The sequence below is a fragment of the Acinetobacter colistiniresistens genome (assembly GCF_024582815.1).
In the GTDB taxonomy this organism is placed as follows: domain Bacteria; phylum Pseudomonadota; class Gammaproteobacteria; order Pseudomonadales; family Moraxellaceae; genus Acinetobacter.
Genome location: NZ_CP102099.1, coordinates 1,725,504 through 1,737,763, shown reverse-complemented (window position 1 = coordinate 1,737,763; position 12,260 = coordinate 1,725,504). Strand labels below are relative to the sequence as shown.

Genomic DNA, 12,260 nt, shown 5'->3' with positions numbered 1-12,260 from the left:
ATTAACCTAAAGCGATCTGGTCCAGAATTCGCTGTGATGCTTTGCCATCACCAAATGGATTTGGCACATTTGCCATTTTGGCATAATGAGCTTGATCCGATAATAATTTTTCTGCTTCCTGAATAATCTTGTCTTGATCAGTTCCAACCAAAATCCCCGCTCCAACCTGTACAACTTCTGGGCGCTCAGTTGTTTCCCTTAAAATAAGCACCGGTTTATGGAATGAAGGACTTTCCTCTTGTAAGCCACCCGAATCTGTCAAAATAAAGCTCGCCCGATCAATGACGGCAAGTAGACTTGGATAATCCAGTGGTTTAACTAAGTGTATTTGAGCATGTCCATCAAATCTTGCATGAACAACATCATGCACAGCAGGATTTAAATGCACAGGCCAAACGAAATGGACATCCGGATATGTTTCTGCCAAATACGCTACAGCATTACAAATATTTTGAATTCCTTCGCCAAAATTTTCACGACGATGTGCAGTAATCAGCACAACTCTCGCCTGTGCTGGAAAGCTGAGTCCATGTTGCTGTAATTGATTCAGTTGCGTACCTTGCTGCTGGATGAGTTCACGACCTAAATAAACAGCATCAACCACAGTGTTACCTGTTACTGTAATTCCTTCCGCAGCAATATGCTCTTGTCGTAAATTTTGTTTCGATTGCTCCGTTGGTGCAAAATGCCACTTGGTAATTCTGGATACCAGTTGGCGATTTCCCTCTTCTGGAAATGGATGCTCTAAATCATATGAACGTAAACCTGCCTCTACATGTGCCACAGGAATTTTCATAGAAAAAGCAACTAAGCCTGCGGCTAGAACTGTAGTGGTATCACCTTGAATGACAATTGCACTACGCTGTTGACCATCATTAAAAATACCTTCTAACTGGCTTAAACCCTGTATCAGTAACTGATTTAGACTTTGCCCAGCATTCATCATTTTCAAACGATGATCAATTTTTATTTGAAAAAATTCAATGGCATCTCGGACCAATTCGTCATGCTGACCCGTAAAAATAACCTCAACCTGAAAACGGGCATCCTGTTGAGCCAGTAGAATAACTGGTGCTAATTTAATCAGTTCAGGTCGTGTTCCAAAGACAATTGAAATGAGTTTTTTCATTGTTAGAAATCCTTATAAAATACAAGTTCAGTACGTGTGTTGTTATAATTTTCTGTTCCATCGGCTAAAGCATCTTTTAAATAACGGCCGTATAAACGCTCAACCCGCAATTTTACAGGAACATAGTTAAAAGGCTGCCAGGCAAGCCCTGCCCCATATTCAAATAAATTATTATAATTTTCGCCCTTAGAGTCCGCGAGGGTATGCAGTTTGCCATAGGCCTGTACCGTACCCGCCTCACCGCGATAAAGATTAAAACCAGAACGTAATCTCAGGTCAGCAATGATGTTATAATTTTCTCGTGAATAACTGGCGACATTGCCATATAAATCAGTAAAGTAATCATTCCAGATTGTGCGTTGTTCTAAGGCTGGATTGGCGTACCATTCCTGATAACCGGTAACACCGCCGACTACACTTTCACGAAATTTATCCCGATTACGGTCAATCAAATCATAGCTACCACCCACTTCCAGATAAGCACGGACTGGAATAGATTGCCAAGGCTGATAATTTGCCCCGACACCGAGTGTTACAGCATTTTCATCAATAATTTCTGGGCGTACCCCACCTTTGGATTTGGTGTCACGATTCAAATTCACAAAGCCATACACTTGGGCTCGACCACCCTCCAAGTTTTTACCGTAACGCATTTTTAATGGGAAAATGAAATCGTCATAGCGTGACTCATAGGAAGGAGCAAAATAAATATCTTTAAAAGTCGATTGCACGGCTGGACCACTTAAGTTCTGTACGGCTTGTTGTGATTTTGCGGCGATCTCTGCATCTGATGAGGTCGATAAATGTTTAAAAATGACCAAAGCCTCTTGATTTCTTTTCTGCTGATTCAATAAATAGGCTTCTTGCAGTTTGAGTTGCTCATCTTGCGGCGCTAACTGTTCAGCTTTACGTACGCTTTGAATTGCGTCCTTTTGCTTATTGAGACGAATCTGCAAATAAGTCAAGCTCTTCCATACCTTAATATCTTGCGGTGTCAATCGCCCTAATTCGATCAGAATTTTTTCAGCTTCTTCTGGCTGGCTTTGCTCAATTTTATAAAATTTATCCCAACGGTCATAAATTGGATTGCCTGGTTTATATGCTGCATCCCCTTCTTTAACGAAATCAGGCTCGGCACTCATGACCTGTATCGGTAAAGTGAGACCTAAAAGTAATAGCGTATGGCTCAGCAGCGTATTTTTGGAATTTTTCATCGCAGATCTCAACTAAAAATACTCATAATATGGACAATAAAAATCAATGTAACCCAAAAAGTTAAAGTGTTAAATTATTCATATATAATAACCAAATCATGGTTATGCTATCGTTAAAATAAGTTATTTTATAATAGATTAAGTTTATGAATCATCAATAGAATTTTACAAACAAATCATACATTACCCTGTAAAACCAGATTAGATTAAACCCTGTTTAAAGAGCAAAATTATGTCTTTTTCTCAACATGCAGAACCTCATGTGATACAACGTTCAGGCTGGCTACGGGCCGCTGTTTTAGGCGCCAATGATGGCATCATTTCCGTAACCAGTTTAATTATGGGAATGGCTGCCAGTGGTGCAAGCTCACATACTCTATTGATTACTTGTATTGCTGGGTTAATTTCAGGTGCAACCTCAATGGCAGCTGGAGAATACATTTCCGTCAAATCCCAAGAAGATATTGAAAAATCAGATCTTCGTTTTGAAGCCAGAGAACTGGAAAAAAACCCACATGCTGAACTCAAAGAACTCACACAAATCTATATTTCGCGCGGCCTAAACCCTGAACTTGCCCATGAGGTTGCCACGCAACTTACTGAGCATGATGCGCTTGGCGCCCATGCACGCGATGAGATCGGTATCCATGAAAATACCGCAGCCAATCCTGTCCAAGCAGCGCTTTCCTCTGCCGCTTCTTTTTCTTGCGGTGCTGCCTTACCTATGCTGGCAATTCTGCTTAGTCCAAGCACATGGATCGCACGTTCAGTCCTGATCACAGGCATTATTTCACTGGCACTGCTCGGTGCTTTATCCAGTTATTTTGCACGCACCTCGATGTTAAAAGGTAGTCTGCGGATTACAGTATGGGGCATTTTGGCGATGGCATTCTCAAGTTGGGTCGGTTCGCTCTTTAATGTCACCCCGATTTAAAATACTTTTTAAGTCTAAAAGTCTGTCTATATTCAATACTTAAATAGCGATTATTATTTGCATGGTTTTTTGTTTTTACGTTAAGGTGATACAAAATGTAATGAGTCTTGCTTCATGTCAATTTTAGAATTATTAGAAATCAAGCATCCAATTTTACTCGCGCCAATGGCAGGTGTTTCTACACCAGAACTCGCAGCTGAGGTTTCCAATCAAGGCGCTTTCGGTTCTTTAGGATTAGGAGCCAATACAGCAGAAAGTGCCAAAGCACAAATCTTAAAAACTCAAGAACTGACAGATCAGCCCTTTCAGGTTAACTTTTTTTGCCATCAATCGGTCTCCCTGCAGCAGGAAATAGCTCAACAGTGGATTGATTATCTTCGCCCCCAATTTGAGAAATTTGCAGCGAAAGCGCCAACTCAGCTCAACTGTATCTATCCCAGCTTTTTAGATAATGATGATTTCCTCAATATCGTACTGGAAACACGCCCCAAAGCAGTCAGCTTTCATTTTGGCATCCCCCACCCACATCAAATACAGGCCTTAAAAAATGCGGGTATTGTCACACTGGTTTCTGCAACCAACTTACTTGAAGCACAAGCGATTGAAGCCGCAGGTATTGACATTATTATTGCTCAAGGAATCGAGGCAGGCGGGCATCGTGGTATCTTCAATCAACATTTTGATGCTGCGATAAAGACTGCTGATCTGGTTCAACTCATCACCCAGCACTGTCATCTTCCGGTGATTGCAGCAGGTGGTATCATGAATGGTGACCATGCCAAAGAAATGCTAAAAATTGGTGCATCAGGCATACAACTAGGAACCGCATTTATTCAATGTAAAAGTTCCAGTGCCAACAACGCTTATCGGAAAGCCCTGTTCAGTCAACCATTAACTCAAGTCAGTGCCAGTCTCTCAGGCCGTCCGGCACGCGGTTTAATTGGTACATGGCATACCCAAATCGATTCACCGCATCGACCCGCTACACCACCATATCCTTATACTTATGATCTGGCCAAACAGCTCATGAGCATTGCCAATGCACAGCAGGATTTTAGTTATGGCGCCTTTTGGGCAGGCAGTAATGTAGCACAAATCAGAGAATTAGAAGCAGCTGATCTGGTCAATCAACTGGTCCTAGAAATGAAAACCAACTAAATCTCGACAATAAAAAAACCGGCCTCATCAAGGTCGGTTTTTTTATGAACTTATTTAATTGCTTCTAGCAAAGTATGCTGTGCATTATGCGGCTCTTCACCTTCCACGGGTCGTGCACGATCCCAAACACCATCGCCTTGTAACACCCATGCTTGCTGATTATCTTTGAGATAATTCAATAAACCGAGTTGGTAGATCCGCTTTTTCAATGCAGGATCTTCAATCGGGAAACAGGCTTCAACACGGTTGAATAAGTTGCGATCCATCCAGTCCGCACTTGAACCATAAATACGTGGATTACCATTATTACTAAAATAGTAAACCCGAGTATGTTCCAAGAAACGCCCGACAATCGAACGAACACGAATATTTTCTGAAAGATTTGGCAGACCAGGACGTAGACAGCAAATCGAACGAATGATCAGGTCAACCTGAACACCGGCCTGCGATGCTTCATAGAGTTTATTAATCAATTGAACTTCGGTTAATGCATTCACTTTAATAATGATTTGTGCAGGTCGGCCTTCTTTGGCATTGACAATTTCTTCATCAATATAATTGATCAATTGTGCATGCAGAGTGAAAGGCGCATGGAGTAGCTTTTTCGGCTTCGCCATTTTCCCCATACCCGTTAATTCCTGAAAAATACGGTGTACATCTTCACACAAGTCTTTATCGGTGGTCATCAAACCATAGTCGGTATAAATACGTGCATTGGTGGCATGATAGTTCCCCGTCCCCAAATGCACATAACGTACCAGTTTATTGTTTTCACGGCGTACCACCAGAATCATTTTGGCATGCGTTTTATACCCAACGATGCCATAAACGACCACTGCACCCGCTTCTTGCAAAACGTTGGCCACTTCGATGTTTGATTCTTCATCAAAACGGGCACGCAGTTCAATTACTGCCGTCACCTCTTTACCATTGCGGGCTGCTTCTGCAAGTACCTGTACGATTTCTGAATCAGCGCCGCTGCGGTAAAGGGTTTGCTTAATCGCCAACACTTGGGGATCACGGGCCGCTTCACGCAACAATTGAATCACTGGTGCAAATGATTCAAACGGATGATGTAGCAAAATATCCTGTTTTTGCATTGCGGCAAAAATACTTTCCGACTTTTTAAATGGTTTTGGAATCACAGGGGTATGCGAGTCATAACGTAAATGTGGACGTTTAAAATTCGACAGTAACCGCGCCAAATTCACTGGCCCATCTACTCGATACAATTGCTCTTCGTTCAAATCGAACTCATCCAACAAGTATTCATAGATATGCTTTGGACAGTTATGTGTGACTTCCAGACGTACTGCACGGCCAAAACGACGCGAGCTCAGCTCCCCTTTCAACGCTTTGGCCAGATCCTCTACATCTTCGTTCAAGGCCAGATCGGCATTACGAGTAACACGGAACTGGTAACAACCTGTTGCTGTCATCCCAGGGAATAAATCAGAGACATGTTCATGAATAATCGCTGACAGCATCACATGATGTTCTTTACCATTAGTAAGTTCATCAGGTAAGCGTACTACACGTGGTAAAGAGCGCGGAGCTGGGACAACTGCGAGATCAATCTGACGTCCAAATGCATCTTTCCCTTCCAAAGTCACAATGAAATTTAAACTTTTGTTGACTAAGCGTGGAAATGGATGTGCGGGATCAAGACTAATTGGAGTGAGTACAGGAGCAACCTGCTCTTGGAAATACTTCTTAATCCATGCCGATTGCGCAGGCGTTAATTCACCACGGCGCAAGAAGCAAATATCTTCTTCACGTAACTTCGGCAATATTTCTTCATTTAAAATCCGGTATTGACGTTCAATCGCAGCATGTGTGGTTTTTGAAATTTGTTCTAACACCTGTTTTGGGGTTAAACCATCTGGGGTACGACTTTCATTACCTAAGGTTAATTGCTCCATCATCCCTGCAACGCGAATCTCAAAGAATTCATCAAGGTTGCGTGAAAAAATCAGCAGGAAATTCATCCGTTCTAATAATGGGTGAAGTGGATCGACAGCCTGCTCAAGTACTCGAAGATGGAAATCGAGAATTGAAAGTTCACGATTAATATAACGATCGTTATAACTATATTCTATTGGCGCTGTTGTCGTCACTGCAGTATTCATACTGAACCTTGTCGCATTATCATTCATCAAGTGATGCTTTTAGTATGCTGCAAAATTATGTCAATTTGGTAAAAAAAGCCCAAAAATATTGAGCTTTTTTTGAAATTCAGCAAATTATTGTGGAAGTTGTATGGCATTCATATATTTTAAAATCACACGTTTACGATACTGCAGCTTACGATCATTGCGATTGTCTTGATAATACTTTGGATTTGGGAGTAAAGCCGCCAAGAAAGCCGCCTGCTCTCGACTTAGACTTTTCGAACTTTTGCCATAATAGAATTGAGCTGCGGCCTCAACGCCATAGATATTTTGACCAAATTCAACCGAATTCATATACACTTCTAAAATACGGCGTTTTGACCACATCCGTTCCATCATCCACGTTGCAACTGCTTCTTGACCCTTACGGATGAAGGAGCGCTGATTATAGAGAAATAAATTTTTAGCCAGCTGTTGTGAAACCGTTGAACCGCCTGCCACCAGCTCACCTTTTTCACTATTTCGTTCTAATGCAAATTGAATTCCCGCCCAGTCAAAACCATGATGATGAATAAACTTGGCATCTTCGCCCGCTAAAATAGCACGCTTGAAATTATCACTAATATCATCGTAATCACGCCATTCCTGTTTGATCGGTTTAAAGTCGGTTAAATAGTCCCAACGCATAAACATCGTGGTTTCAACAGGGTGGGTACGCCACCATAGCAAACTACTAAAAATCCACAGTTGGATCAGGAGAATGACGCCAACAACCAACATTACTAAGCGTGCTAAAAAGGCTTTCATTAAACTGCATCACTCCATCGTGCAATAAATTCATGCTAAGCTATTTTATATATCAATAACTAGCCTAAACATATGACTGAAACGACTCCACCACAAATCAATCAAAAATTGCAAATACAAACCTGGTGGTTCACTGCGCTACTGATTGCAGTCAATGTCGGATTATTTGGCTGGCAAATTCTTTCAGGGGTGAATATTACCGACCCTGCCCCAGTAGATGCAATTGCCTGGGGTGCAGATTTTACTCCACTGACTTTTACTGGTGAACCAGAACGCCTATTCAGCAGTATGTTTTTTCATTTTGGCATGATTCATTTGATGTTGAATATGTGGGCGCTGTATATCTTTGGCAGTATTGCGGAACAACTGTTTGGACGAAGTTATTATGTTGGACTATATTTTCTTGCAGGTTTAATGGGCAGTGTCCTATCAAGCTATTTAAGCATTCGTGATGGCTATGAACTGTTGCAGCACTTTGATCCAAATCTCTTACCACGGATCAGTGCAGGTGCATCAGGTGCAGTGATGGGTCTCGGTGCAGCACTCACCGTAGTGTCCTTATTTCCGCCCTTACCGCAGCAACGCTTCTGGCTCGATAAAAAATCATTACTGATGATTATGGGGATTAACCTCATCTTTGGTTTTACCGTTTCAGGTATTAATAATGCCGCACATATCGGTGGCATGCTGATGGGTGCTTTACTGGCAGCAACATGGTATTTCAGCCAAAAAATGCAGAATAAAGTTGTATTCCAAATCATGGCTTTAATGATTGGATTTATTTTACTTGCTGCATTTTATTGGTATTGCACGGCGTTAAGCACAGGACTCAATCCTTTATGGCATGAAATCTTGCGCCAGAACCAGTCAACATTCTAAGACTGATGGATTTCTCTTCGGCGTTGTAGAGCAGAAATTACACTGATAGAAGCAGGAGTTCATCACGGAATGCGCTGCGTTGAGCCTCATAAAATACATGAATACACAGTTCTTATTGACTGAATTTTCACCTCTGATTATGCTGATTGAGTCTAAAACAGATTAGGTTTGGGAAGGTTGGCCCATTCCCTCGTCAATACGAGTTCTTCCGTTATTCCATGAACGGCCCATGACGAATAATACACTTATGCTGGATAAGTTTATCTATGAAATCAAAAGGGATATAGATATGAAACCACGAATTTCTGTTTTAACACTTGGTGTTATCGACCTAGAACAATCTCTTATTTTTTATCGTGATGGTCTTGGATTTCCAACTGAAGGCATTATTGGACGAGAGTTTGAACATGGCGCTGTCGCCTTCTTTGATCTTCACAATGGACTCAAGCTTGCAATCTTTGCGCAAGATGATCTCGCTCGGGATGCAGGATTAATCAAACATCCTATCAGTTCAACTGCCATGTCGATTGGACATAATGTCATTCACAAGAATGAAGTTGATGAGATCATGCAGCACGCAAAAGAAGCTGGAGCCACCATCATCAAAGAAGCTCAAAGTACATTTTATGGCGGTTATGCTGGATATTTTACCGATCCCAATGGGCATCTATGGGAAATTGTCTGGAATCCGCAGCTCATCCCCTTAGAGGGCTAATCTTTACAGTGATCGTATGATCACTCCTCATTACACCAGCACAGGATTCAATCCTTTAAAGCATAGAATCCTGTGCCAAAAGTAGTTAAGCCTCTAAGACTGATTGATTTCTCTTAGACTTTGTAAAGGTGGGATATCGCATAAATAGCTCAGGCGATAACGACCAATCAAGGTACAAATGATCATCATGCTCAGCGGTAAGATCAGCCAAATCTCAGGATGCCATTGCACTGCCATTTGCATCCTGTGACTGGCAATCGCACTAATCACTTCGGCGAACAAACACGCCACCACACCGGCCAACAGGCCAATAAAACCAATCTCCAGACTGAGCATACGTTTTAACTTATTCTTGGCAACGCCAAATGAACGTAGTAAGGCAACCTCTTTACGGCGTTCATCCATCAACACATTCAGACATGCAATCAGTACCAATACGCCAGAGAAGCCGACTAAGGCAGCCAGTACCGTTATGATCTGTACCAGCACATTCACCAAGCGTTTAATTTCATCCAGCACCCGCCCCACATCAATAAATACTGTATTAGAAAACTGTTGAATCAATTGCACCATTTTCGGTTGATCCGCAGGGGGCAGATAAAAACTGCCCAAATAACTTCCTGCATTTTCATCCATGGTTTTAGGTGAGAAGATAAAGAAAAAATTCGGACTAAAGCTCTCCCATTCAACAGAACGTAAATTCACTACCGTTGCTGCTAATGTTCCTTCTGGCAAACTAAAACTGAGTTGATCCCCAATTTGAATGCCAAGCTCCTGTGCGGTTTTTTGCTCGACTGACACTTGCCCTATTTTGCTAAATTTGGCAACGCCTTGGGTAATCACATTGTCTTTAGGATAATGATCTGTTTGAGTCAAATTCAATTCACGGCGCAATGAATTGTTTTGCTTGGCCAGTTCGGGTGCAAAGGCATGACCATTTTTAGCAACCAAACGCCCACGAATATTCGGATAAAGTGGCGTTGACTGCCAACCATTTTGCTCAATTTGCTGTTTAAACTGCGGCATATCAAATGGTGGCAGACCATAAACAAATTGATTCGGCGTCCCCACTGGCAATTGTTGTTGCCATCGTTGTAATAGGTCAGTTCTTAGCACACTCAAGACTGTAATCAAGCTCAAGCCTAAAGCCAATGCTGTGACCTGCAAAGCGGTTTGATGTGGAATCCTTACATAGGCAGCAAGAGGATGTTTCAGTTGTTTAATCGTCTTGAGTAGCAGCCAAATCACCACATACAAAATCACGCAAAGCAACAATATTGCGCTTAACACCAACAGGCTTAATTGTAAGTTATCACTCAACACCAAACTAAATAGAATCAAACTGACAATACCAATTGCGAACATTGCCAGATAAGACTTACGTGAACGCTCTTGTTGGCGAATCACCCGAATCGGAGGCGTATTTAACAACTGCCAAATGCTCGGCAAAATAAAGCCAATCAGCACCATCACACTGGTAAAAATTGCAATCGGTAAAGCATAAAGCAAATCAGCCAGTGCAAAGCTCAATTGCAGCTGTGGAATCAGTTGCAACATCAGTTGTAGCAAACCATAGCCCAACGCAATTCCAATTAAGCTCCCCAGTACAATTGACAAGGCACTGACGATGCCAAGCAAGGCAATATACGCCCATAAAATTTGTCGCTTACTCGCACCTAAACAACGCATCAACGCAATATGATCCTGATTCTGTTGCACATAACGCTGACTGGTTAAAGCAATCGCGATACCACAGAGCAAAATGGTCAATAAATTGGCAAGCTGTAAAAAGGTATCCAGATTTTCGATCGGTTTCATCAAACGGCTATTGGATTGGCTGGCATCTCTAAGTTTCAGCGAACCCTGCTCACTCTCCAGCTGTTGATCTACTGGCTGATCAATCTCCTGTTCAAGCTTTTGAGATTGCTGAAAAGCTTTTTTAAAGGCTTGGGTTTGCTTTGGCTCTCCTGCAAGGAGCAGTCGATACTCAATTCGACTCCCGACCTGAACAGCATTGGTTTTGGCGATATCAGCCTGATGAATAATCACTGTAGGAGAAAAACCAGAGAAACCCATTTCCTGATTGGAGTCACGCTCAATAATGCCTGTAACCTTAAACTGACCATCTGCGATCGCAAGCGGCTCACCTAGTTTGGTATGCAACAGATCCATCGCCCGCGGACTTAGCCAAACCTGACCTGGCTGTATCGTTCCTGCATTGGGTTGAATCTGTAATTGGCCACGTAATGGGAAATGATCATCCACCGCTTTGACATTGACCATCACAAACTGATCTTGGTTATGTGCCATCGAACTAAATACAGTCACTGCTGCATGTTGTAACTTCAGCTTATCTGCCTGTTGCAGCCAAATGAGTTGAATGGGCTCCTTATCAGATAGAACCAGATCTGCACCCAACATTTCAGCTGCTTGTAACGCAACAGCATTTTGCACTTGGGTATTACTGAACTTAAGTGCCGTGGTTGCACTGATTGCCAAAGACAGCGCAATAATCAGGAGATATAAACCACCTGTACGAAAACTTTGCTGCAGTAAAGGTTTCAGCACTGAACTCATATCCCCTCCGGCTGCTTGACGATTTCCTGAATTTGACCATCAACCAGTTTGACATGCCGTTGGCAAAGTGCAGCCAAGTTTTGATCATGAGTGACCAGGACTAAGGTCGTACCTAACTCCTGATTTAAATCAAATAACAGTTGCTCAACCTCTTCCGCAGTTTGTCCATCCAGATTGCCTGTCGGCTCATCAGCAAAAATGATTTTCGGCTCCGCAATCAAGGCACGTGCAATCGCAACACGTTGTTGCTCCCCTCCGGATAGTACTTTCGGTGTTTGCTGTGCTTGTCGAATCAGGCCCACCCGTTCCAGCCATAGCAAGGCTTTCTGTTCCGCCTGCTTGAAATTAAAATCAGGCTGCAAGCGTAGTGGCAGCATCACATTTTCCAATGCGCTTAACTGGGGTAACAGTTGGAAAGACTGAAATACAAAGCCAATATTTTCTAAACGAACACGGGCCCGTTGTTCTTCCGTTAAAGTATGCACAGCTTCCCCACACACCCATAATTCGCCCAGACTTGGTCGATCCAGTGTCGCAAGAATGCCCAATAAGGTTGATTTTCCTGAACCTGATCGACCTGTAATCGCAATCTGTTCACCTTGATAAATGTCTAAATCAATGTCTTTTAAAATGCTGAGACTTTGCTGATTGATTTGAATATTTTGTGTAACTTTTTGGGCAGAGATAATCGGTTGTGGCATGATGTCACGTATCCTTTAGGACAAATTTGAAATGC

Annotated in this window: 10 protein-coding genes; 4 read left to right on the top strand and 6 right to left on the bottom strand. The window is 42.3% G+C overall.

Annotated elements, in window-relative coordinates; translation table 11 throughout:
• Position 1: 1 nt before the first annotated feature.
• Positions 2-1,129 (bottom strand): non-hydrolyzing UDP-N-acetylglucosamine 2-epimerase, encoded by a 1,128-nt coding sequence (gene wecB, locus NQU59_RS08305; RefSeq protein ID WP_257065826.1) that lies wholly within the window; start codon positions 1,127-1,129, stop codon positions 2-4.
• 2 nt (positions 1,130-1,131) lie between these two features.
• Positions 1,132-2,343 (bottom strand): tetratricopeptide repeat protein, encoded by a 1,212-nt coding sequence (locus NQU59_RS08300; RefSeq protein WP_005243449.1) that lies wholly within the window; start codon positions 2,341-2,343, stop codon positions 1,132-1,134.
• A 232-nt stretch (positions 2,344-2,575) separates the two neighbouring features.
• Here NQU59_RS08300 and NQU59_RS08295 point away from each other — a divergent pair, with 232 nt between their 5' ends.
• Together NQU59_RS08295 and NQU59_RS08290 are read left to right on the top strand one after the other, a co-directional pair.
• Entirely contained in the window at positions 2,576-3,277 is a 702-nt protein-coding gene (locus NQU59_RS08295) for a VIT1/CCC1 transporter family protein (protein WP_257065823.1), read from the top strand.
• A gap of 114 nt (positions 3,278-3,391) precedes the next feature.
• Positions 3,392-4,435, top strand: coding sequence for an NAD(P)H-dependent flavin oxidoreductase (locus tag NQU59_RS08290; protein WP_257065821.1), 1,044 nt, complete (start codon positions 3,392-3,394; stop codon positions 4,433-4,435).
• Positions 4,436-4,485: 50 nt separating this feature from the next.
• Here the strand turns inward: NQU59_RS08290 and ppk1 are convergent, their stop codons facing one another.
• Both ppk1 and mtgA read right to left on the bottom strand, forming a co-directional pair.
• Positions 4,486-6,564, bottom strand: a complete 2,079-nt coding sequence (gene ppk1 / locus NQU59_RS08285; protein WP_005243456.1) for a polyphosphate kinase 1 — start codon at positions 6,562-6,564, stop codon at positions 4,486-4,488.
• Positions 6,565-6,678: 114 nt separating this feature from the next.
• The gene (mtgA, locus tag NQU59_RS08280) at positions 6,679-7,353 is read right to left on the bottom strand and encodes a monofunctional biosynthetic peptidoglycan transglycosylase (protein WP_257065818.1); all 675 of its coding nucleotides are present in this window, start codon (positions 7,351-7,353) and stop codon (positions 6,679-6,681) included.
• Positions 7,354-7,425: 72 nt separating this feature from the next.
• On the opposite strand from mtgA, the gene NQU59_RS08275 reads away from it, so the two are divergent.
• Both NQU59_RS08275 and NQU59_RS08270 read left to right on the top strand, forming a co-directional pair.
• Positions 7,426-8,232, top strand: a complete 807-nt coding sequence (locus NQU59_RS08275) for a rhomboid family intramembrane serine protease (RefSeq protein WP_005243471.1) — start codon at positions 7,426-7,428, stop codon at positions 8,230-8,232.
• A 289-nt stretch (positions 8,233-8,521) separates the two neighbouring features.
• The gene (locus NQU59_RS08270) at positions 8,522-8,947 is read left to right on the top strand and encodes a VOC family protein (RefSeq protein WP_257066224.1); all 426 of its coding nucleotides are present in this window, start codon (positions 8,522-8,524) and stop codon (positions 8,945-8,947) included.
• Between the two features lie 93 nt (positions 8,948-9,040).
• On the opposite strand, the gene NQU59_RS08265 is transcribed toward NQU59_RS08270, so the two are convergent.
• Both NQU59_RS08265 and NQU59_RS08260 read right to left on the bottom strand, forming a co-directional pair.
• Positions 9,041-11,524, bottom strand: a complete 2,484-nt coding sequence (locus NQU59_RS08265; RefSeq protein ID WP_257065814.1) for an ABC transporter permease — start codon at positions 11,522-11,524, stop codon at positions 9,041-9,043.
• The gene (locus NQU59_RS08260; protein WP_016651652.1) at positions 11,521-12,225 is read right to left on the bottom strand and encodes an ABC transporter ATP-binding protein; all 705 of its coding nucleotides are present in this window, start codon (positions 12,223-12,225) and stop codon (positions 11,521-11,523) included. The genes NQU59_RS08265 and NQU59_RS08260 overlap by 4 nt, the downstream gene beginning before the upstream one ends.
• Positions 12,226-12,260 lie beyond the last annotated feature (35 nt).